At 64.0% G+C, this 20,299-nt stretch carries 18 protein-coding genes; 11 read left to right on the forward strand and 7 right to left on the reverse strand.

The features are described 5' to 3' along the window. Window positions 1-50 precede the first annotated feature (50 nt). The 3 genes from fecA to C4Q27_RS16270 all read right to left on the reverse strand — a co-directional run bounded on the left by fecA (window position 51) and on the right by C4Q27_RS16270 (window position 3,905). On the reverse strand, window positions 51-2,375 hold the full coding sequence (gene fecA / locus C4Q27_RS16260) for a TonB-dependent Fe(3+) dicitrate receptor FecA (RefSeq protein ID WP_064491621.1): 2,325 nt from the start codon (window positions 2,373-2,375) through the stop codon (window positions 51-53). Between the two features lie 94 nt (window positions 2,376-2,469). Continuing rightward, the gene (locus tag C4Q27_RS16265; protein WP_064491620.1) at window positions 2,470-3,396 is read right to left on the reverse strand and encodes a FecR domain-containing protein; all 927 of its coding nucleotides are present in this window, start codon (window positions 3,394-3,396) and stop codon (window positions 2,470-2,472) included. Continuing rightward, a complete protein-coding gene (locus C4Q27_RS16270; RefSeq protein WP_064491619.1) occupies window positions 3,393-3,905 on the reverse strand; it encodes a sigma-70 family RNA polymerase sigma factor in 513 nt (170 codons plus the stop codon). The genes C4Q27_RS16265 and C4Q27_RS16270 overlap by 4 nt, the downstream gene beginning before the upstream one ends. A 139-nt stretch (window positions 3,906-4,044) precedes the next feature. Between C4Q27_RS16270 and C4Q27_RS16275 the strand changes: the two genes are divergently transcribed. The 6 genes from C4Q27_RS16275 (at window position 4,045) to C4Q27_RS16300 (ending at window position 10,398) form a co-directional block, all read left to right on the forward strand. After that, window positions 4,045-4,350 (forward strand): DUF3649 domain-containing protein, encoded by a 306-nt coding sequence (locus C4Q27_RS16275; RefSeq protein WP_064491618.1) that lies wholly within the window; start codon window positions 4,045-4,047, stop codon window positions 4,348-4,350. After that, on the forward strand, window positions 4,347-5,924 hold the full coding sequence (locus C4Q27_RS16280) for a PepSY domain-containing protein (protein ID WP_064491617.1): 1,578 nt from the start codon (window positions 4,347-4,349) through the stop codon (window positions 5,922-5,924). The genes C4Q27_RS16275 and C4Q27_RS16280 overlap by 4 nt, the downstream gene beginning before the upstream one ends. Continuing rightward, window positions 5,924-6,250 carry a DUF3325 domain-containing protein gene (locus C4Q27_RS16285; protein ID WP_104887064.1) on the forward strand — a complete coding sequence of 109 codons (327 nt, stop codon included), beginning with the start codon at window positions 5,924-5,926 and terminating at the stop codon, window positions 6,248-6,250. The genes C4Q27_RS16280 and C4Q27_RS16285 overlap by 1 nt, the downstream gene beginning before the upstream one ends. A gap of 5 nt (window positions 6,251-6,255) precedes the next feature. Further along, window positions 6,256-6,831 carry an RNA polymerase sigma factor gene (locus C4Q27_RS16290; RefSeq protein WP_104887864.1) on the forward strand — a complete coding sequence of 192 codons (576 nt, stop codon included), beginning with the start codon at window positions 6,256-6,258 and terminating at the stop codon, window positions 6,829-6,831. Then, window positions 6,828-7,808 (forward strand): FecR domain-containing protein, encoded by a 981-nt coding sequence (locus C4Q27_RS16295; RefSeq protein ID WP_104887065.1) that lies wholly within the window; start codon window positions 6,828-6,830, stop codon window positions 7,806-7,808. The genes C4Q27_RS16290 and C4Q27_RS16295 overlap by 4 nt, the downstream gene beginning before the upstream one ends. 199 nt (window positions 7,809-8,007) lie before the next feature. Next, complete coding sequence (locus C4Q27_RS16300; RefSeq protein WP_104887066.1) at window positions 8,008-10,398, forward strand: TonB-dependent siderophore receptor; 2,391 nt, start codon at window positions 8,008-8,010, stop codon at window positions 10,396-10,398. 29 nt (window positions 10,399-10,427) lie between these two features. On the opposite strand, the gene C4Q27_RS16305 is transcribed toward C4Q27_RS16300, so the two are convergent. Next, the gene (locus C4Q27_RS16305; protein ID WP_104887067.1) at window positions 10,428-11,303 is read right to left on the reverse strand and encodes a helix-turn-helix domain-containing protein; all 876 of its coding nucleotides are present in this window, start codon (window positions 11,301-11,303) and stop codon (window positions 10,428-10,430) included. Between the two features lie 185 nt (window positions 11,304-11,488). Between C4Q27_RS16305 and C4Q27_RS16310 the strand changes: the two genes are divergently transcribed. Further along, window positions 11,489-12,391, forward strand: coding sequence for a DMT family transporter (locus tag C4Q27_RS16310; protein ID WP_104887068.1), 903 nt, complete (start codon window positions 11,489-11,491; stop codon window positions 12,389-12,391). Between the two features lie 309 nt (window positions 12,392-12,700). On the opposite strand, the gene C4Q27_RS16315 is transcribed toward C4Q27_RS16310, so the two are convergent. Then, on the reverse strand, window positions 12,701-13,675 hold the full coding sequence (locus C4Q27_RS16315; RefSeq protein WP_020193821.1) for a D-glycerate dehydrogenase: 975 nt from the start codon (window positions 13,673-13,675) through the stop codon (window positions 12,701-12,703). A 175-nt stretch (window positions 13,676-13,850) separates the two neighbouring features. Further along, window positions 13,851-14,798, reverse strand: coding sequence for a LysR family transcriptional regulator (locus C4Q27_RS16320; protein ID WP_003251712.1), 948 nt, complete (start codon window positions 14,796-14,798; stop codon window positions 13,851-13,853). A gap of 192 nt (window positions 14,799-14,990) precedes the next feature. Here C4Q27_RS16320 and C4Q27_RS16325 point away from each other — a divergent pair, with 192 nt between their 5' ends. The 4 genes from C4Q27_RS16325 to C4Q27_RS16340 are packed head-to-tail and all read left to right on the forward strand — an operon-like array spanning window position 14,991 to window position 19,755. Further along, window positions 14,991-16,520 carry an efflux transporter outer membrane subunit gene (locus C4Q27_RS16325; RefSeq protein ID WP_104887069.1) on the forward strand — a complete coding sequence of 510 codons (1,530 nt, stop codon included), beginning with the start codon at window positions 14,991-14,993 and terminating at the stop codon, window positions 16,518-16,520. Continuing rightward, window positions 16,517-18,694 carry an FUSC family protein gene (locus tag C4Q27_RS16330; RefSeq protein WP_104887070.1) on the forward strand — a complete coding sequence of 726 codons (2,178 nt, stop codon included), beginning with the start codon at window positions 16,517-16,519 and terminating at the stop codon, window positions 18,692-18,694. The genes C4Q27_RS16325 and C4Q27_RS16330 overlap by 4 nt, the downstream gene beginning before the upstream one ends. After that, window positions 18,684-18,884, forward strand: coding sequence for a DUF1656 domain-containing protein (locus C4Q27_RS16335; protein ID WP_003251718.1), 201 nt, complete (start codon window positions 18,684-18,686; stop codon window positions 18,882-18,884). The genes C4Q27_RS16330 and C4Q27_RS16335 overlap by 11 nt, the downstream gene beginning before the upstream one ends. A gap of 10 nt (window positions 18,885-18,894) precedes the next feature. Beyond that, the gene (locus tag C4Q27_RS16340) at window positions 18,895-19,755 is read left to right on the forward strand and encodes an HlyD family secretion protein (RefSeq protein WP_004575355.1); all 861 of its coding nucleotides are present in this window, start codon (window positions 18,895-18,897) and stop codon (window positions 19,753-19,755) included. A 71-nt stretch (window positions 19,756-19,826) separates the two neighbouring features. On the opposite strand, the gene C4Q27_RS16345 is transcribed toward C4Q27_RS16340, so the two are convergent. Continuing rightward, complete coding sequence (locus tag C4Q27_RS16345) at window positions 19,827-20,279, reverse strand: universal stress protein (RefSeq protein WP_104887071.1); 453 nt, start codon at window positions 20,277-20,279, stop codon at window positions 19,827-19,829. Window positions 20,280-20,299: the final 20 nt, after the last annotated feature.

The raw sequence follows: 20,299 nt of genomic DNA on the forward strand, positions 1-20,299 counted from the left end.
ATTTCTTGTTGCAAAAGGGGGGCTACAAAGCGGCCCCCATTTGCTACCGGTCAGAATTCCACCGACGTCTGCACATACAAGGTACGTGGTTCACCCACATACTTGCCCTTGTTGTTGTCATCGTAAGAACGCGTGTAGTACTCGCGGTTGAACAGGTTCTTCACCCCGACTGCCACCTTGAGGTTCGACAACTGCGGGCCAAAGTCGTACCCGGCACGGGTGCTGACCAGCATGTAGCCCGGAATGCGCCCGGTGCTTCCATCGGCGCTTTCGGTGCTGGTGTTGGCGTTGTCGGCGTACTGGCTGCTCTGGAAGCTGCCGTCCAGGTTCAGCTGCCAAGGGCCCTCGGTGTAGCCCACGCCCAGGTTGCCCTTGTGGCGCGACGAGAACGGCACCTGGTTGCCTTTGTTCGGCCCGTCCTCACGGATGGTGGCGTCGACGAACGCATAGCTGGCGTGCACGTCGAAGCCGGCCAAGGCCGGGCTCAGGCCGTCCAGCGCATAGCGGACGCTGGTCTCGATACCCTGGTGGCGGGTTTCACCACGGGCGATCACCGAGTCGTTGGTCTGGTTACTTTCATACTGGTTGTCGAAGTTGATCAGGAACGCGCCGATCTCGGCCTGCAAGTCGCCGTTGTCGTAACGGGTTCCCACCTCCCAGGTGCGCGCTTTTTCCGGTTTCACTTCGCCACTGCTGACCCGGTTGGGCATCTGGCTGTACTGCACGCTGCCGAACGATCCTTCGGTGTTGGCGTACAGGTTCCAGCTGTCGGTCAGGTGGTACATCACGTTCAGGGCTGGCAGTGCAGTGTTGTAGCTGCCCTGGTAGCGCTGGCCGTTGAGCTTGTTGCTCTGCTCGGAGTCGATCATCTCGTAGCGCACGCCCGGGGTGATGGTCCAGCGGCCGATGTCGATGCGGTCATCCAGGTAGATGGCATGGGCTTCGGTGCTGCCACGGGTGTCGCGGTCGTTGCGGCTGGCGGTGGTGGGCAGGCTGCCGTTCACCGGCTCGCGGAAGCGCAGTTCGTGGCCGGCTTCGTTGACGTAGCGGTAGCCGATGCCCAGCTCGTGCCAGCTGTCACCCAGGGCCACGCCCTGCGAGAAGCGGGTTTCGATGCCGCGCACCCAGTACTCGCGTGGCGACAGCGAGACGAAGCTGCCTTGGTCCAGGTAGCCGCTGCGCAGGGTCTTGGTGAAGAAGCTGTTGACGCTGAACTGGCGGTCATCCTGCTTGTAGTCGTAGCCGAAGTTGAACAGGGTGCGGCGGCCCCAGAACTTGTCTTTCAGGCGCGTGGACTGGTACGGGTCGGCATCGAAATCGGCGGTGCTCAGGCCGCCGGGCATGTCGGCCTCGCCCTCGTAGTACTGGGCCATGGCGTGCAGGCTGTTGGCTTCGTCCAATTGCAGCTTGCCCTTGAGGATCAGGTCGTCGATCTGCGTGTCGCTGTGTTCGCGCCAGTCACCCCCGCGGGTGCCGGAGTACAACAGGGCGCCGCCCAGGCCGTTGTCGTTGGTGCCACCGACCAGCAGGTTGGCGCTGTTCTTGAAACCGTCGTGGCTCGAAGACGGGCTGATCTGGTTTTGCATGGCGGCCTTGAACGTGGCCTGTTCAGGGATCGCCCGGGTGACGAAGTTGACGATGCCGCCGACGTTCTGCGGGCCGTAGCGCACCGCGCCGCCACCGCGCACTACGTCCACGGCGTCCATGTTGCCCATGCTCAGCGGGGCCAGCGACAGCTGCGGCTGGCCATACGGCGCGAAGGGCACCGGGATGCCATCCATCAGCACGGTCGAGCGCGATGCCAGGCGCGGGTTGAGGCCGCGGATGCCGAAGTTCAGCGCCAGGTCATGGCTGCCGGTACCGTTGTTGTCGGGGGCGTTGACCCCGGGGATGCGGTTGAGCACTTCGCGGGCGGTGGTAGCACCGTTGCGTTCGAATTCCTCACGGCGCACTACGTCGCGGGCGCCGGGGTGCTCGAATACGTTGTCCTGCTGCGCCTCGGCCAGCCAGTCGCCGACCACGGTGGAGGCGCCTAGCTCGACTGCTGCGCCGGCAGCTGGGGCTGTGATGGGTTGCAGGCTGAACGCGTTGTCGGTTTCCTGGCGTGCTTGCAGGCCGCTGCCGCGCAGCAGGGCGTCCAGCCCCTGGCGCGTGTCGTACTGGCCGTCCAGGCCTTGAGTGCTCATGCCCTGGGTCAGTTGCGAGCCGAACGAGATCAGTGCACCGCTTTCACGGCCGAACTGGTTGAGGGCGTCTTCAAGAGAACCGGCGGCGATGTGGTAGCTGCGGGTTTCGGCCTGGGCGGCGGGCATGGCCAGGCCGAGGGTGGTGGTGAGCAGCAGGGCGTGAACGAACGGGCTGGGGCGCAACGGCATGGGTGGTGTCCTGAGAGAGGGCTTCTGCCATGTCTGTCACGCGAGGTCGGGAAAATGGCTCATTCGATGTGAAAGTATTTCGCCTTTGCTGGCGCTAACTGATTTTGGGCTCGACCGTCACCCAGTAGCGGGTGAACTGCTTCACACGCACCGGCAACGCCACTTCCAGCATTTGCAGGATGCGCTCACTGTCATCCAGCGGATACGACCCGGAAATGCGCAAGTCGGCAACCTGCTCGCTGCACCCCAACTGCCCATGGCGATAGCGCCCGAGTTCGGCAAGGAAGTCTGCCAGGCGCATCTGCGAGGCCACCAGCATGCCGTCGACCCAGGCGCCGACATTGCGGTCGAGTGCCGACACCGAGCGCCAGGCGCCGGTGAAGCGTGCCTGTTGCCCGGCCATGAGCGGCTGCCCATGTGCGCTGGCCCCGCCTTCGAACACCGACACCAGGCTATACCCGTCGAACTGGCGTACGTTGAAGCGCCCGCTGTCCAGGTACAACACACCCTCACCAGTACGTAGCTGCAGCGGCCGTGCTTCGCTGGCCACTTGCAGTGCCAGTTCGCCCTCGAACAGTTGCACCCACCGCTGCTGCCCGTCGAAACGCACATCGGCGGCGCTGCGGGTGTTGAGTTGCAGCACGCTGCCGTCGCCAAGTTGCATGCGTCGGCGCTGACCGACCGGGCTGCGGTAGTCGGCCATCATCCCGGGAAGGGGGTTGTGCTGTTGCAGGCCAAGCCCCGTGGCGCTGGCCACACCGACCAGCAGCAAGGCCTTGAGCGCCCGACGCCGGGCTGAAGATTGCGGGGCTTGCAGCGTTGCGTGCACCACCGGCGAGGACACCCCACGCAAGCGTTGGTTGACCTGTTGGATATGCGCCCAGGCCCGCTGATGCTCCAGGTCGGCCTGCAACCAGTGGTCGAACGCCAGCTGTTGCGCCTGGCCGAAGTCATCACCTTGCGACTCGATCAACCAATGCACGGCCTGTTCCGCCACCAGCGGGGAAAACGAGGCGTTCACAGCGCGAAGTAGCAGCGCATGGCTGCCTTGTTCAGGTAGCGCTTGACCGTGGCCAGCGAAATGCCCAGTTCGCGGGCGATTTCGCCTTGGCCCAGGCCGTCGACCTGGGCCAGCAGGAAGGCGCGTTTGACCAACGGTGGAAGGCCGTCCAGCAAGTGGTCGAGCGCTAGCAATGTCTCGAAGATGATCGCCTTCTGTTCCTCGCACGGCGCGACCTCTTCCGGTACCTGTGCGAGCGCTTGCAGGTAGGCACGCTCCAGTTCCTGGCGGCGGAAGTGGTTACACAATACGCGTTTGGCTACGGTGGCAAGAAACGCACGCGGCTCCACCAACTGGGGCCCCTCGCGCGCCTGGAGCAGGCGCATGTAGGTGTCCTGGGCCAGATCGGCGGCGCTGTGCGGGCAGCCCAGACGGCGACGCAACCAGCCGGTGAGCCAGTTGTGGTGTTCGTGGTAAAGGCCTTCGACCGTCGATGTAAGCGCGCTGGTCACCGTGATACTCCGGCGCATGACAGCGCAACTGGTAGTAAGAATTGTTCGCATTGTATGGGTGGCCGTCTGTTTCGGCAATCGTCACCTGTCAGCAGGCTTTGCTTATGAGAATTGAAATCATTAGTATTGCAACCCCGAAAACGCCCGGACCTTCGCCATGACGCGCAAAACCGCCGGCCTCCCGCTCAGTTACCGGCTGGGCGTTGCCTCACGCAGCCTGGCCGCGCTGCTGGGCGGCTACTTGCTGGCGTCGATGGCCAGTGTCTGTATTGCCTTGGTGGCGCCGTTGCCCAAGGTCGATGCCACGCTCACCGGCCTGCTGCTGTCGTTCATCTTCTACCTGCTGGCGTTCATCTGGTGTTTCGCCTGCCGCAGCGCCTGGCGTGCCTGGTTGGGCGTATTGGCGCCAAGCCTGCTGCTGGGCGTGATCAGCGGCGTTGCCTACTGGATGAAAAACCCATGAAAGAAGGCTTCCGCCAGGCCATGGCCTGGCTGCACACCTGGACCGGCCTGATCTTCGGCTGGCTGTTGTTCGCCATCTTCCTTACCGGCACGCTGTCGTACTTCAAGGAAGAAATCACTCATTGGTCGCAACCTGAAGTGCGCAGCCATGCCCTGGACCCGATCAATAGCCTGGCTGTGGCTCAACGTTACCTGCAGGACAATGCAGGGCATTCGAGTACCTGGTTCATTCGCATGCCGAACGAACGGGAGGCCGCCTTGAGTGTGGGGTACCGCGACCCCAGTGGCGGCCCGCGTGGCTTCGTCAGGAAAACCCTCGATACCCAGACCGGCCAGCCGGTGGAAGCACGTGACAGCCGCGGTGGTGAGTTCTTCTACCGCTTTCACTTCCAGCTTCAGATGCCTTATCCGGTTGGCCGTTGGCTCTCGACGTTCTGCGCTTTCATCATGCTGCTGGGGTTGGTCACCGGCATCATTACCCACAAGAAGATCTTCAAAGAGTTCTTCACCTTTCGCCCTGGCAAGGGGCAGCGTTCCTGGCTGGACGGGCACAACGCCATCGGCGTGCTGGTGCTGCCGTTTCACCTGATGATCAGCTACAGCAGCCTGGTGCTGTTCATGTACATGGTGATGCCGGCAGGCATCATGGCCAGCTACGGCAATGACACCGACAAGTACTTCAACGACCTGTTTGGCCGCAACGATGCGCCCAAGGCGGCCCAGGTGGCCACACCGCTGGTAGCGCTGCCGAGCCTGTACGCCAAGGTGCAGGAGCTGCAGCCGGGGGCGCGTGTCGGCAACATCCAGGTGCAGAACCCGGGCGACAGCAATGCCCGCGTCACCTTCACCCAATCGGCAGCCGACCACGTGGCTTATCGGCGTAGCGCCAACTGGACATTCGATGGGGCCAGTGGTGCGCTGTTGAGCCAGGGCAAGCCAGAGAGCGGGGTAATGATGACCGCCTTCAGTTTCGCCGGCCTGCACATGGGTAACTTTGCCGGGCCTTGGCTGCGCTGGCTGTACTTCTTCTTTGGCGTGGCCGGTACTGCGGTGATTGGTACCGGGTTGGTGATGTGGTTGGGCAAGCGCCAGCTCAAGCACGCCAAGAGCGGAGCTGTGCCAGGTGAGCTGCGCCTGGTCGAAGTGCTCAATATGGCCAGCATGAGCGGCTTGTTGCTGGCGGTGGCGAGCTTCTTCTGGGCCAACCGCCTTGTGCCCATGGCTGTCGAAGGCCGGGCCGACTGGGAGGTGAATGCTTTCTTCATCGCCTGGGGCCTGTCGCTGGTGCACGCCGTGCTGCGTAGCGGGCGCAAGGCCTGGGGCGAGCAACTGGCGCTGGGGGCGCTGGCCTTCGCCCTGCTGCCGTTGCTCAATGGCCTGACGACTGACCGGGGCTTGAACCATTCGGTACTGGAGGGCGACTGGGCCATGGCCGGCTTCGATCTGACAGCCCTGGGGACCGGCCTGTTTCTGGCCTGGCTGGCTCGCAAGATGCTGGCCAGCTCCACGCCCGTAGCCAAGCGCGCCGCGCGTGCGACAAAAAAGCCGAGCATTGAAACGGTGGGGGCGAGCTGATGCTGGGTAACGCACTGATCGCCTTTGCAGGCTTCGTTGCCCTGTGCCTGGCGATGGAAAAGCATTTCAGCGACTTGCTCGGGCGCAAGCCGCGCCCGCGCCACTTGCACCTGTTGCGTTTTGCAGGTTGGCTGCTGCTGATACTGTCGCTGGTGCTCAGCGTGCACCAGCGTGGCTGGGCCCTCGGCCTGGTGGAGTGGACCGCGGTGCTGATGGCCGGGGTAACACTGTGGGTGTTCGGCCTGCCGTACCAGCCTCGTCTGCTGCTGGGCCTGGCCGCCGCCAGCGTGGTGCTGGGCCCGATGCTCGCCGTGTTTGCCGTGTGACCCCCGTGAGCGAGCCAGGGGATATCATCGAGCCTCACGCTGACAGCGCAGGCGCACGTGCACGTTTCGTCCAGGTGTTCCAGGCCCAGCGTGCGCGTATGGAGGCGTTGGTAAACCGTCGGGTCGGCTGCCGCGCCACCGCTTCGGACCTGGTCCAGGAGTTGTTCCTGCGTTTCTGGCGTCGCCCCGAGGTCAAGGTCGAGGCGCTGGACACTTACCTGCTGCGTTGCGCGGGCAACCTGGCCATAGACCACCTGCGCAGCGAAAGTAGCCGCGAACGCGTGGCCGAAGCCGCTGTGCCGGTGAGCGAGGCGAGCCTGGCCCAGGCCCCTGAGCAGGCCGTGGAGGTTGACCACGACTTGCAGCGTATCGAGGCCACCTTGCGTGCCTTGCCCGAGCGCACCCGGCAGATCTTCCTGCTCAACCGCATTCACGGCTGCAAGTACAGCGAAATCGCCAAAGTCATGCAGCTGTCACAGAGCGCCGTGGAAAAGCATATGATGCGCGCCCTCGAAGCGTGCAAGGCGAGTGTTGCCGAGCCCGCGTCCACCCCACGCCGGCCAGGGAGCGCCCGTCGATGAGCCGTTTACCGCCGATCACCGAAGCGCAGTTTCAGGCTGCCCTGCAATGGTTCAACCGGATCAACGAGCAACCCGGGCAAGCCGAAGGCGCGGCATTCAAGCGCTGGTTGCTGGCCGACCCCGCACACCGCGCAGCCTACGACCAGGCCCAGGTACTTTGGCAGAAAAGCGCCGCCCCGGCGGCGCGGCTGGCGGACGAAGAACAGGACGCCCTGCAGCGCTACCTCGATGCCATGGCCAGACCACCGGCGCGTGGCGGCTGGCGGCGGGCGGCAGGGCTGGCGATGGCAGCCTGCCTGGTGCTGGCCGTGGGCGTCGCGGGTGGTTGGCACCCGGGGTACTGGTTGCAGGACCTGCAGGCGGACTACCGCAGTGCCGGGCAGATTCGCCAGGTGACCTTGGCCGACCAGTCGCAGGTGACGCTTGATGCAGGTAGCGCCATTGCGGTCGATTTCGCCCAGGGTGAGCGCCGTGTGCGGTTGCTGCATGGCGCGGCGTTCTTCGAGGTTACCCATACCGGTGAGCCGTTCCTGGTGGAAGCTGCCGGCGGCGAAGTGCGGGTGCTCGGCACCCAGTTCGAGGTGCGTGAGCAAGGCGAGGGTGCCCAGGTGACGGTGCGCAGTGGGCGTGTGGGCGTCAGCCCCGCGCAGGGCACTGTGGCGCGAGAACTGACTGCCAACCAGCAGGTGACCTACCGCGCAGGCAGGGTAGGCGACACCCTGGCGGTGGACAGTGACAACCGTCTGGCCTGGCGCCAGGGGTGGCTGAACTATTACCAGGTGCCGCTGGCGCAGGTGATCGATGACCTTGGGCGTTATTACCCGGGGCGTATCCTGTTGCTCGATAGTGACCTGGGGCAGCGCAAGGTCAGCGGCAGCTTCCCGGTGGCCGAGCCGCTGCTGGCGCTGGATTCGCTGGGCAAGGTGATGGGTTTTTCAAGGCAGACCGTATTGGGGCGTTTGACCCTGGTTCGGTAGTTGCCTGTGCCGGCCTCTTCGCGGGTAAACCCGCACCTACACCGTTGCGCGCCCCCCTGTAGGAGCGGGTTCACCCGCGAAGAGGCCGGCACAGCAAAAAATATTTCCAGGCACAGGTGAGGTAACAGCACGTGGCATCCGTGTAATGAGTGAAAGTGCGATTCATTCGCAGTAATCACCCTCTCACAGGTCAGCGTCCATGAAGTTCTCCCCGCGTTGCGTCCCTCTCTGGTTCGGCCTTGCTGCGCTCCCGGCCTTCGCTGTCGCCCCCCTGGCAACCGCGGCCGAGCAGTTGCAGGCCTATGCCTTCGCCCAGCCGGCCCAACCCTTGGCCCAGGCCCTGAACGCCTTCAGCCGCACCACTGGCCAGAGCGTGGTCTACACCCTCGAGCTGCCGGGCGTGCAAGCGCCGGCGCTGAATGGTCGGTTCAGCGCCGAGCAGGCGCTGCAACAACTGCTGGGCAACGCTGGGCTGGCCTGGCGCCGCGTCGACGCACGTACTCTGACCCTCGAACCTGCAGACACCTCCGGGGCCCTCAGCCTGCAGGCCACCACCGTGACCTCGCAACTGGACGACTACAGCTACCAGCCCCCGGCCAGCGCTTCGATCATGCGCGGGCAGGGCCCGAACCAGGACATCCCCCAGGCAATCAACGTGGTACCGGCCCAGGTCATCCGCGACCAGGCCCCGCGCAACCTCGATGATGCCCTGGCCAACGTCAGCGGCATTACCCAGGGCAACAACTTCGGCGGCACATCCGACACGGTGATGAAACGTGGCTTCGGCGACAACCGCGACGGTTCGATCATGCGCGATGGCATGCCCGTGGTGCAGGGCCGCAACCTCAACGCCAGCACCGAGCGGGTCGAAGTGCTCAAGGGCCCTGCCTCGCTGCTGTACGGTATCCAGGACCCGGGTGGGGTCATCAACGTGGTCAGCAAGCGTCCGCAGTTGCAGCAGTACAACGCCCTGACCGTGCGCGGCTCGACCTACGGCAGCGGCAAGAACGGCAGCGGTGGCGGGTTCGACAGCACGGGCACACTGGGTGACAGCAACTTCGCCTACCGCCTGATCGTCGACCACGAAGACGAAGACTACTGGCGCAACTACGGCGTGCACCGCGAATCGCTGGTGGCGCCGTCGCTGGCCTGGCTGGGCGAAGACACCCAGGTGGTGCTGGCCTACGAGCACCGTGAATTTCTCTATCCGTTCGACCGTGGCACCGCTTTCGGCAACAACGGCCACCCGCTGAACATCCCTGCCACGCGCCGCCTGGACGAGCCGTTCAACGACATGGAAGGGCGCTCCGACCTGTATCGTCTGGAAGTCGACCATCAGCTGGCCGATGACTGGAAGCTGCACTTCGGCTACAGCTTCAATCGTGAGACCTACGATGCCAGCCAGGTTCGCGTGACCGGCGTCAACGAAACCCAAGGCACGCTGACACGCAGCATCGACGGCACCCACAACGCCATGAGCCGTGACCAGTTCGTGACCCTGAGCCTCAATGGCAATGTCGAGCTGGCGGGGATGCAGCATGACCTGCTGTTCGGCATCGACCATGAAGACCGCAAGATCTTTCGCGGTGACCTGATTCGCCAGACACCACAGTCCACGTTCAGTTATCTGGACCCGGTCTACGGACAGGAAGTGGAGGGCACCAACGTACGAGCCAGCGACAGCGATCAGACCGACAAGCTGCGCACCGATGCGCTGTTCGTGCAGGACGCGCTGCACCTCGATGAGCACTGGATCCTTGTTGCAGGTGCGCGTTTCCAGCAGTACGACCAGTACGCTGGCCGCGGTCGCCCGTTCAAGGCCAATACCGACATCAGTGGCCAGGCCTGGGTACCCCACGCCGGTATCGTTTACAAAGTCGACGACCAGCTCTCGTTCTATGGCAGCTACAGCGAGTCGTTCAAGCCCAACTCGACCATCGCGCCGCTGACCGGCAATGTCGTGCTCGACTCCTCGGTGGCGCCTGAGGAGGGCAAGGCGTGGGAGCTGGGCGCCAAGCTCGACATGCCAGGCCGCATCACAGGCACCCTGGCATTGTTCGATATCACCAAGCGCAATGTACTGGTCTCGAACTTTGACGCCGTCACAAGCGAGACGGTCTACAGCAATGCGGGTGAGGTCAGTTCACGCGGTGTGGAACTCGACGTAACCGGCCAGCTCAGCGAGCGCTGGAGCCTGATCGGCAGCTATGCTCTGACCGATGCCAAGGTCACCAAGGACCCTGATCTTGAGGGCAATCGCCTGCAGAACGTGGCCCGGCACAGCGGCTCGCTGTCGGCGGTGTATGACTTTGGCAGCCTGTTCGGGGGGGACCGGCTGCGCTTCGGTGCCGGCGCCCGTTATGTGGGCGAGCGTTCGGGTAACGCGACCAACACCTTCGACCTGCCGAGCTATACCGTTGCCGATGCGTTTGCCACTTATGAAACCAAACTCGACGAACACAACGTGCGCCTGCAACTGAACGTGAAGAACCTGTTCGACAAGGTGTATTACAGCTCGGCGGTGAACCAGTACTTTGTGGCGATTGGCGATGCGCGGCAGGTCAGTTTGTCGAGCACCTTCGAGTTCTAGGTAAAGGGGGCCGCAGAGCGGGCGCTTTTTCAGGTGAAAAAGGCCTTGCGGTATTCGCCAGGTGTGGCCCCCAGAGCTTGGCGAAACCGGTTGCTGAAATGGCTGGCACTGGCAAACCCGCACAACAAGGCAATCTCCCCCAGCGGTAACACGCCCAGCCGCAACAGCTGGCATGCCCGGTGCAGCCGCCGGGCCAGCAGATACTGGTGCGGCGGGAGCCCGAAACTGGCGCGGAACATGCGCGCAAAGTGGTATTCGGACAGATTGCAGCGCAGCGCCAGCTCGTCCAGGGTGATGGGCTGGTCCAGGTGTGCCTCGATGTAGTCGACCAGCTGTCGGCGCAGGTTTGGCGCCAGCCCGCCTTTGAGGCGCAGGCCTTGGCGCAACCCGACCTGGCTGAGCAGCGCATGGTCAACGATCTCGTGCGCCAGGCTGCTGGCCAGCAGGCGCTCGCCGGGCTCGTCCCAGTCCAGCTGGATCAATTGACGAAAGCGGGCAGCCTGCTGCGGGTCGTCCAGAAAGGTCGCTTCCTGCAGTTGCAGCTCGCGCGGTTCCCGGTCGAGCAGGCGTACACAGCCTAGGGCGAACTGTGCCTCGCTGACATACAGGTGTGCCAGGCGGATCGCGCCATTGACGACCCAGTTCGATTCCTGCCCGGCCGGCATCACGCACAGCTTGTCGGGCGCACCTTTGTCGGCCGGGCGCTGGCGGCGGAAGGTGCCGGTGCCGTCGGCGATGTAGCACGACAGGGTGTGATGGCTAGGCGCCTGGTAGTCGCGCGCATCGTCACGGTTGCTCCACAAGGCCGCCGCCAGTCCGTCGCCCAGGTGCGCGCTCAGCTCCAGCCTGGCGTTGGGCGAGGCATGCATGGCGTTGAACACTTGCAACTGGGTGAGTGGCGTCATTGGCGGGTCCTCTTGCCTGCCATCCTACTGCGCCCAGGATCGAGTGACATCCACCGGCGCAAGAAAAGCGCAAGTTCGTGCAAGCAGCCAGAGGCCGATCGAAAGAACACTGGTGATCCCTGTTGGAGCGGGTTTACCCGCGAAGCGCCGGGCACCGATTTCCAAAGGCCCAAGGAACCGCCACCATGAACCTGTCACTCTACCTGCTCACCGTCCTGATCTGGGGCACCACCTGGATCGCCCTGAAACTCCAGCTAGGCGTGGTCGCGATCCCGGTTTCGATCGTCTACCGCTTCGCCCTGGCCGGCCTGATCCTGTTTGCTTTCCTGTTGATTACCCGCCGGCTGCAACCCATGAACCGCCGTGGCCACCAGATCTGCCTGGCCCAGGGCCTGTGCCTGTTCTGTGTCAACTTTATCTGCTTCCTCAGCGCCAGCCAGTGGATCGCCAGCGGCCTGATCGCGGTGGTGTTCTCCACTGCCACACTGTGGAACGCGCTTAACGCCCGCATTTTCTTTGGCCAGAAAATCGCCAGCAATGTGCTTGGCGGTGGTGCCTTGGGCCTGCTTGGCCTGGGCCTGCTGTTCTGGCCGGAGCTGTCGCATCACGCAGCCAGCCGCGAAACCCTGTACGGCCTTGGCTTGGCCCTGTTGGGCACGCTGTGCTTCTCGGCCGGCAACATGCTGTCGAGCATGCAGCAGAAGGCCGGGCTCAAGCCGATGACGACCAATGCCTGGGGCATGGTCTATGGGGCGGTGATGCTGGCGGTGTTCTGTGTGGTCAGTGGCGTGCCGTTCAGCATGGAGTGGAATGCGCGCTATATCGGATCGTTGCTGTACCTGGTGGTGCCGGGGTCGGTGATTGCGTTTACTGCCTACCTGACCTTGGTCGGGCGCATGGGGCCGGAGCGGGCAGCTTACTGCACGGTGCTGTTCCCGCTGGTGGCGTTGAATGTGTCGGCGGTGGCCGAGGGTTATCAGTGGACGGCGCCGGCCTTGCTCGGCTTGGTGGCGGTAATGGCGGGGAATGTGCTGGTGTTTCGCAAGCCCCGGGCCAGGGGGGCTGAGGGTGTTGTGGTCGCCAAATAGGTGATGGGTTGCCTGGGCCGGCCCTTTCGCGGGTAAACCCGCTCCTACAGGGCAGTGCACACCCGTTGTAGGAGCGGGTTTACCCGCGAAGAGGCCAGCACAGGCATTCCAAATCGTAGGGGCGGGTTTCCCCGCGAAGAGGCCACCACAGGCACTCCAAATCGTAGGAGCGGGTTTCCCCGCGAAGAGGCCACCACAGGCACTCCAAATTGTAGGGGCGGGTTTACCCGCGAAGAGGCCAGCACAGGCACTCCAAATGGTAGGAGCGGATTTACCCGCGAAGGGGCCAGCACAGGCACTCCAAAACGGTCAGCCCTTCCACACCTGCGGGTTCACCAGGTCCCGCGGCCGCTCGCCCAGCAGCGCCGCACGCAGGTTGTCGATCGCCCGGTTGGCCATGGCCTCACGGGTTTCGGCAGTAGCCGAGCCAATGTGCGGCAAGGTCAGCGCATTGGGCAGCTTGAACAGCGGCGAGTCGCTCAGCGGTTCCTTCTCGTACACATCCAGGCCTGCGCCGCGAATGGTGCCCGCCTGCAGTGCCTCGATCAGCGCCGCCTCATCCACCACCGGCCCACGGGCAATGTTGATCAGGAACGCACTCGGCTTCATCAGCTTCAGCTCGCGGCTGCTGATCAACTTGCGGGTGGCATCGGACAACGGCACCACGATGACCACGAAGTCGGCTTCGGCCAGCAACTGATCCAGGCTGCGGAACTGCGCGCCCAGCTCCTGCTCCAGCGCGGTCTTGCGGCTGTTGCCGCTGTACAGGATCGGCATGTTGAAGCCGAAGCGGCCACGGCGTGCCACAGCTGCACCAATGTTGCCCATGCCGACGATGCCCAGGGTCTTGCCATGCACATCGCTGCCGAAGTGGGCCGGGCCCACGGTGGCCTGCCAGTTGCCGGCCTTGGTCCAGGCATCCAGCTCGGCGGTGCGCCGGGCGCAGCCCATGATCAGTGAGAAGCCCAGGTCGGCGGTGCTTTCGGTCAGCACGTCGGGGGTGTTGGTCAGGGCGATGCCGCGCTCGTTGAAGTAGTCGAGGTCGTAGTTGTCATAGCCGACCGACACGCTGGACACCACTTCTAGCCTGGCCGCACCTTCAAGCTGCGCCCGGCCGAGCTTGCGGCCAACGCCGATCAGGCCATGGGCTTCGGGCAGGGCTTCGTTGAACTGGGCGCTGATGTCGCCGAGCTTGGGGTTGGGCAGGATCACGTTGAAGTCTTGCTGCAGGCGTTCGGCCATGGCCGGGGTGATACGGCTGAAGGCCAGGACGGTCTTTTTCATCGGGCAACTTCTCTGCAAGGCGGGGTGGGGCTGTGCTGGTCCCTTCGTGGGCAAGCCCGCTCCTACGGGGGGGCGCGGTGCCTTGTAGGAGCGGGCTTGTCCGCGAAGGGGCCGGAACAGGCGAAATCAATGGTTAGCAACCTACCATTGTCCGCCCCCGCAATGCAGCAGCTTTTTAGTTGGCGATCAGCACCTGATGGGTTTTCAGGTCTGCCTCATGCGCGGCAAGAATCTCTGGCAGCGAGTTGCGCAGGTACTCGACCCAGGTCTTGATCTTGGCATCCAGATACTGCCGCGATGGATAGATGGCATACAGGTTCAGCTCCTGCAGGCGATATTCGGGCAGCACCCGTACCAGGCTACCGTCCCGCAGGCCCTCGATAGCCGAATAGATCGGCAGCACGCCTACGCCCATGCCACTGCGAATCGCAGTCTTCATGGCATCGGCGGTGTTCACCATGAACGGCGAACTGGTGATGTTGACCATCTCTTGGCCTTCCGGGCCATCGAACAGCCATTTCTCCAGCGGTATCACCGGGCTGACCATGCGCAGGCAGGCGTGCTTGAGCAGGTCGGCAGGCTTGTGCGCCACGCCATGCTGGGCGATGTAGGCGGGCGAGGCACAGACAATGCTGTAGGTGATGCCCAGGCGCTGCGAAACGAACCCCGAGTCGGGCAGTTCGGTGGCCAGCACGATGGAGACGTCATAACCCTCGTCGAGCAGGTCGGGCACGCGGTTGGCCATGGTCAAATCGAAGGTCACGTCCGGGTGCGTTTCGCGGTAGCGGGCGATGGCATCGACCACGAAGTGCTGGCCGACCCCGGTCATCGAATGCACCTTCAACTGCCCGGCCGGGCGCGCATGGGCGTCGCTGGCTTCGGCCTCGGCTTCTTCGACGTAGGTAAGAATCTGTTCGCAACGCATCAGGTAGCGCTTGCCGGCTTCGGTCAGCGCAATGCGGCGGGTGGTACGGTTGAGCAGCCTTGTTTGCAGATGGGCTTCCAGGTTGGAGACCGCCCGCGACACGTTCGCGGTGGTCGTATCCAGTTGCGCCGCAGCGGCAGTGAAGCTGCCGAGTTGGGCTACGCAACTGAAAGCACGCATGTTTTGCAGGGTGTCCATGGGTCACTCTCGAGGTAGAGGACAAAATTGTGTCACGAAGTAACTTGGAAAAGAGAAAAAGTTGCCTTCGACCAAAGGCGGATTATCGCTGTTTTGGTAACAAAGATTCGCAGGAATCTGTGCTTATCGCCAGTGCTGCCGCCCCCTAGAATTGCCCGGCCCCCTTCACCTCTTCCTCGGGAAATCGCAGCTGTGCCGCGTCGCATCATCAGAACGCTCAAGGCGTTCAGTGCCAGTGCCCTTGCCCTCACCTTGAGCGGCTGTATCGGAACCTGGGGCATTGCCCCGCAAAGCAAGACGCTGCAAGCCAATACCTTGACCACCGACGCGGCCATTCGCGAAGCCGCGACCGACGCCCACTGGCCTGACCAGCAGTGGTGGCACGCCTATGGCGACCCGCAGCTGGACCGCTGGATTGCCCTGGCCGTGGCCGGTAGCCCGAGCCTGGCCATGGCTGCGGCGCGGGTGCGCGAAGCCAAGGCCATGGCCGGTGTGGTCGAGTCGGCGGAAAAGCTCCAGGCCAACGGCCAGGCCACGCTCAAGCGCCACAACTGGCCGGAAGACCAGTTCTATGGCCCTGGCGCGCTGTCCGGTGCCAACACCTGGGACAACAACGCTGCCATCGGCTTCAGCTACGCCCTCGACTTGTGGGACCGTGAACGCAATGCCAGCGAGCAGGCCGTGGACCAGGCGCACATGAGCGTGGCCGAAGCCCGCCAGGCGCAGCTGGAACTGCAGAACAATGTGGTGCGTGCCTACATCCAGTTGAGCCTGCATTTTGCCCAGCGCGATATCGTCAAGGCCGAGCTGGAGCAGCAAGAACAGATCCTGGCCCTGGCCAAGCGCAGGCTGGATGCCGGCATCGGCACCCACTTCGAAGTCAGCCAGGCCGAAGCGCCGCTGCCGGAAACCCACCGCCAGCTCGACAGCCTGAACGAAGAGATTGCCCTGACCCGCAACCAGCTGGCGGCACTGGCAGGCAAGGGCCCGGGCGAAGGCGCCCAGTTGCAGCGCCCGACCCTGGCCCTGGCTGCACCGCTGAAGCTGCCGTCGAACCTGCCGGCCGAATTGGTTGGTCAGCGCCCCGACGTAGTTGCCAGCCGCTGGCAGGTGGCCGCGCAGGCGCGGGGTATCGACGTCGCCCACGCCGGCTTCTTCCCCAACGTCGATCTGGTCGGCAGCCTGGGCTTCATGGCCACCGGCGGTGGCCCGCTGGAATTCCTGACCGGGCGCAAGTTCAACTACAACGTCGGCCCGGCCATCAGCCTGCCGATCTTCGACGGTGGCCGTTTGCGCTCGCAGCTGGGCGTGGCCTCCGCCGGCTATGACGTGGCCGTGGCGCGCTACAACCAGACTGTGGTCGGTGCGCTGAAAAACATCTCCGACCAGTTGATCCGCCGCGAGTCGATGAAAGAACAGTCGCACTTCGCCGCCGAATCGGTTGCTGCCGCGCAGAAAACCTACGACATCGCCATGGTCGCGTTCCAGCGCGGCCTTACCGACTACCTGAACGTACTCAACGCGCAGACCTTGCTGTTCCGCCAGCAGCAGGTGCAGCAGCAGGTGCAGGCCGCCCGCCTGATTGCCCATGCCGAGCTGGTCACCGCCCTGGGTGGTGGCCTGCAGGCTGGTCAGGATGTGCCGAAAGAGGAACGCCAGGCAGCACCTAAGACCCCGGCCACCCTGGCCATTTTCGACAAGAAGCCGGATAACGCCGAATGAGCACTTCCAGTTTGCCCGTGCGCTGGCTGCAAAGCCTGGAATGGCGCCGGGGCTTCTTTGCCTGGGCGCGCACCGACGGCGTGACCTGGGTGTACATCTTCAAGGTGCTGGCCGCTGCGTTCATCACCTTGTGGTTGGCCATGCGCCTGGAGCTGCCGCAACCGCGTACAGCGATGATCACTGTTTTCATCGTCATGCAGCCGCAAAGCGGGCATGTGTTCGCGAAAAGCTTCTATCGGGTGCTCGGCACCCTGGCCGGCTCGGCGATGATGGTGGCGCTGATTGCCATCTTTCCGCAGAACACCGAACTGTTTCTGCCCAGCCTGGCCCTGTGGGTGGGCCTGTGCTCGGCCGGTGCCATGCGCTACCGCACCTTCCGCGCCTATGGTTTCGTGCTGGCCGGCTACACCGCAGCGATGATCGGCCTGCCGGTGCTGCAACACCCCGACCAGGCGTTCATGGCAGCGGTATGGCGGGCGCTGGAAATCGCCCTGGGTATTCTGGTGTCGACCTTCGTCAGTGCCGCGATCCTGCCGCAGTCGGCCAGTGCCGCAATGCGCAACGCCCTGTACCAGCGCTTTGGCGTGTTTGCCGGGGTGGTGGTCGAGGCCCTGCGTGGCGACAGTCAAAAGGACCGCTTCGAGAGCAGCAACGTGCGCTTCGTGGCAGAGGCAGTGGGCCTCGAGAGCCTGCGCAACGTCACCGCTTTCGAAGACCCGCACATGCGCCGTCGCAGTGGCCGGCTGGTGCGCATGAACAGCGAGTTCATGGCCATCACCACCCGCTTCAATGCCTTGCACCGCTTGCTGGAGCGCCTGCGTGCCCGTGGCCCGCTGCAGATCGTCAGTGCCATCGAACCAGGCCTGAACACCCTTGTGGAGTTGCTGCAGCCCTATGTGGACCGGGCGTTGACTGACGCCGATGCGCTGCGCCTGACCCTGGAGCTGGCCGCCTACAAGGAAGGCCTGCAGGCCCAGGTGCGGGGGCTGCGGGCTGAGTACCTGGCAACGGACCCCAGCGAGTCCGACCTGCTCGATTTTCATACCGCGTTCGAGCTGCTGTACCGCTTCGTCGACGAGATGTTGAGCTACGCCGAAACCCATGCCTCGCTGGCCGCCCACAAGCACGAGCGCGAGCAGTGGGACGAGCCCTACGTGGCGCAGACCAGCTGGCTGGTATCGCTGGCCGCCGGTGTGCGCGCCTCGGCAGTGCTGTTGCTGCTGGGCAGTTACTGGCTGCTCAGCGATTGGCCCAGTGGTGCCATGATGACCCTGATCGCCACGGTCACTGTATGCCTTTCGGCAGCGTCACCCAACCCCAAGCGCATGTCGTTCCAGATGGCTTGCGGCACGGCCATCGGCGCTTTTGTCGGCTTCTTCGAAACCTTCTTCGTGTTCCCCTGGATCGACGGTTTCCCGCTGCTGTGCATGGTGCTGGCGCCCGTGTTCGTGCTGGGCGCGTTTCTTTCGTCGCGCCCTGCCTACGCCGGTTATGGCATCGGCCTGCTGGTGTTCTTCGCGATTGGTTCGGTGCCGAACAACCTCACCGTTTATGACCCGTACACCTTCATCAACGACTACATCGGCATGGTGATCGGCATGTTCGTCTGTGCCGCCGCCGGGGCGATCATCCTGCCGCCCAACAGCCGCTGGCTGTGGAGCCGCCTGGAGCAGGCGTTGCGCGAGCAGGTGCTGTTCGCGATCAGCGGCCGCCTGCGCGGTCTGGGCTCGGCCTTCGAAAGCCGCACCCGCGACCTGCTGCACCAGGCCTATGGCCTGGCGGCCGGCAAGCCGCAGGTGCAAAGCCAGCTGATGGGCTGGATGTTCACCGTGCTGGAGATCGGCCACGCCGTCATCGAGCTGCGCAAGGAGCAAGCCCGCGCCCCGGTGCACCCGGCCTATGCCGAGTCGCAGCCCTGGCGCCAGGCAATCCGTGTCATGGGCCGTGCGCTGACCCGGCTGTTCCTGCAGCCCAGCGCCAGCAACCACGAGCGCGCACTGGTGGCAGTGGACCACGCCATCGCCCGCGTGCAGGCCACCGACGAGCCATTCGCCCGGCACTTCGACACCTCGGTGCTGCGCCGCGTGCAAAGCTACCTGCACTTCATCCGTACTTCCCTGCTGGACCCACAGTCGCCACTGGCACCGGCGAAAGGACTGCACCATGCCCCGTGAGATCGCCTTCCATGGCGTGTACATGCCCACCATGACCTTGATGTTCCTGTTTGCCCTGGGCCTGGCCTGGGGCCTGGACCGGTTCATTGCCAGCCATGATGGCTACCGCTTCTTCTGGCACCCGGCGTTGCTGCGCCTGAGCCTGTTCGTCTGCTTGTTCGGCGCCATGGCGCTGTCTGTCTACTGGTGAGAATCCTTCGATGAAAAAGTTCTTCAGCCTGATCGCCACCCTGCTGGTGCTGGTCGCTGCCGTGGCCATCGGTCGCCAGTTGTGGCTGCACTACATGACCACGCCATGGACCCGTGATGGCCGTGTGCGTGCCGACATCATCAACGTTGCTGCCGACGTGCCCGGCTACGTGGTGGATGTACCGGTCAAGGACAACCAGCGGGTGAAGAAGGGCGACTTGCTGATCCAGATCGACCCTGAGCACTACCAGTTGGCAGTCGACCAGGCCAAGGCACTGGTCGCCTCGCGCAAGGCCACCTGGGAAATGCGCAAGGTCAATGCCAAGCGCCGTGCCGACATGGACAACCTGGTGATCTCCAAGGAAAACCGCGACGACGCCAGCAACATCGCCAATTCCGCCCAAGCCGATTATCAACAAGCCCTTGCCGAGTTGGCCGCAGCCGAGCTGAACCTCAAGCGTACGCATATCGTGGCGACGGTTGACGGCTATGTGACCAACCTGAATATCCACAAGGGCGATTATGCGCGTACCGGTGAAGCGGTGATGGCGGTGGTCGACGAGCACTCGTTCTGGGTTTACGGCTTCTTCGAGGAGACCAAGCTGCCGCATGTGAAGGTGGGTGATCAGGCCGAATTGCAGATGATGAGCGGCGAGCGTCTCAAGGGGCATGTGGAGAGCATCGCCCGCGGCATCTACGACCGTGACAACCCACAGAGCCGCGAGCTGATCGCCGACGTGAATCCGACCTTCAACTGGGTGCGGCTGGCGCAGCGGGTGCCGGTGCGCATTCACATCGATGAAGTGCCGGAAGGGTTTTTGCTGGCGGCGGGGACGACCTGTACGGTGGTGGTGAAGCCGAGTTCGCCTTGAGAGGCAGGTCGCCAGACTGATCGAGCGCCGCTCGCGTGGTGCTCGATCTTACAGGCGGCACATCGCTCCAATCATGCACTCGCCGCCCCCACCAACACCGGCACTTCGACCCGATCAATCACCTTCGCGCTGATCGACGGGTCGAGTAACCGCCCCAGCCGCGACAGGTGGCGGTGGCCCATGATGATCAGCTCGCAGTTCAATTCCTGCGCCTTGGCCACAATCGCTTCAACCGGCAGCCCGGCCACCATGCAGCCCTGGCTGGCGAAGCCGGCTTGCTGCAGTTCGCGCACGGCCTCGGCTACGGCGTGGTCGGCATGCTGCTGTTCCATGCAGGCGGCGGGGTATTCTTCCAGTTCCTCGGCGGTGTAGGGCGCGGGTTGCTCGTGCACCGCGAAGGTCGAATCGATGGCCAGCAGCACGTGCAGTTCGTGCTCGCCCGGGCGGCAGTAGCGGCGGGCGAGGGCAAGCAGGGCGGCAGATGCGGGGGAGGCGTCGATGGCGATCAGGACGGGGCTGGGCATGCAGAATCCTTGATGTATTT

The sequence above is a fragment of the Pseudomonas sp. SWI36 genome (assembly GCF_002948105.1).
Classification (GTDB): Bacteria; Pseudomonadota; Gammaproteobacteria; order Pseudomonadales; family Pseudomonadaceae; genus Aquipseudomonas; species Aquipseudomonas alloputida.

What these genes read in the sequence shown, in the direction of transcription:
- C4Q27_RS16335 (WP_003251718.1), top strand. Translation starts at nt 18,684, where the DNA reads ATGCCCCGTGAGATCGCCTTCCATGGCGTGTACATGCCCACCATGACC.
- C4Q27_RS16295 (WP_104887065.1), top strand. Translation starts at nt 6,828, where the DNA reads ATGAGCCGTTTACCGCCGATCACCGAAGCGCAGTTTCAGGCTGCCCTG.
- C4Q27_RS16305 (WP_104887067.1), bottom strand. Translation starts at nt 11,303, where the DNA reads ATGACGCCACTCACCCAGTTGCAAGTGTTCAACGCCATGCATGCCTCG.
- C4Q27_RS16345 (WP_104887071.1), bottom strand. Translation starts at nt 20,279, where the DNA reads ATGCCCAGCCCCGTCCTGATCGCCATCGACGCCTCCCCCGCATCTGCC.
- C4Q27_RS16320 (WP_003251712.1), bottom strand. Translation starts at nt 14,798, where the DNA reads ATGGACACCCTGCAAAACATGCGTGCTTTCAGTTGCGTAGCCCAACTC.
- C4Q27_RS16300 (WP_104887066.1), top strand. Translation starts at nt 8,008, where the DNA reads ATGAAGTTCTCCCCGCGTTGCGTCCCTCTCTGGTTCGGCCTTGCTGCG.
- C4Q27_RS16340 (WP_004575355.1), top strand. Translation starts at nt 18,895, where the DNA reads ATGAAAAAGTTCTTCAGCCTGATCGCCACCCTGCTGGTGCTGGTCGCT.
- C4Q27_RS16270 (WP_064491619.1), bottom strand. Translation starts at nt 3,905, where the DNA reads ATGCGCCGGAGTATCACGGTGACCAGCGCGCTTACATCGACGGTCGAA.
- C4Q27_RS16285 (WP_104887064.1), top strand. Translation starts at nt 5,924, where the DNA reads ATGCTGGGTAACGCACTGATCGCCTTTGCAGGCTTCGTTGCCCTGTGC.
- C4Q27_RS16275 (WP_064491618.1), top strand. Translation starts at nt 4,045, where the DNA reads ATGACGCGCAAAACCGCCGGCCTCCCGCTCAGTTACCGGCTGGGCGTT.
- fecA (WP_064491621.1), bottom strand. Translation starts at nt 2,375, where the DNA reads ATGCCGTTGCGCCCCAGCCCGTTCGTTCACGCCCTGCTGCTCACCACC.
- C4Q27_RS16310 (WP_104887068.1), top strand. Translation starts at nt 11,489, where the DNA reads ATGAACCTGTCACTCTACCTGCTCACCGTCCTGATCTGGGGCACCACC.
- C4Q27_RS16315 (WP_020193821.1), bottom strand. Translation starts at nt 13,675, where the DNA reads ATGAAAAAGACCGTCCTGGCCTTCAGCCGTATCACCCCGGCCATGGCC.
- C4Q27_RS16280 (WP_064491617.1), top strand. Translation starts at nt 4,347, where the DNA reads ATGAAAGAAGGCTTCCGCCAGGCCATGGCCTGGCTGCACACCTGGACC.
- C4Q27_RS16330 (WP_104887070.1), top strand. Translation starts at nt 16,517, where the DNA reads ATGAGCACTTCCAGTTTGCCCGTGCGCTGGCTGCAAAGCCTGGAATGG.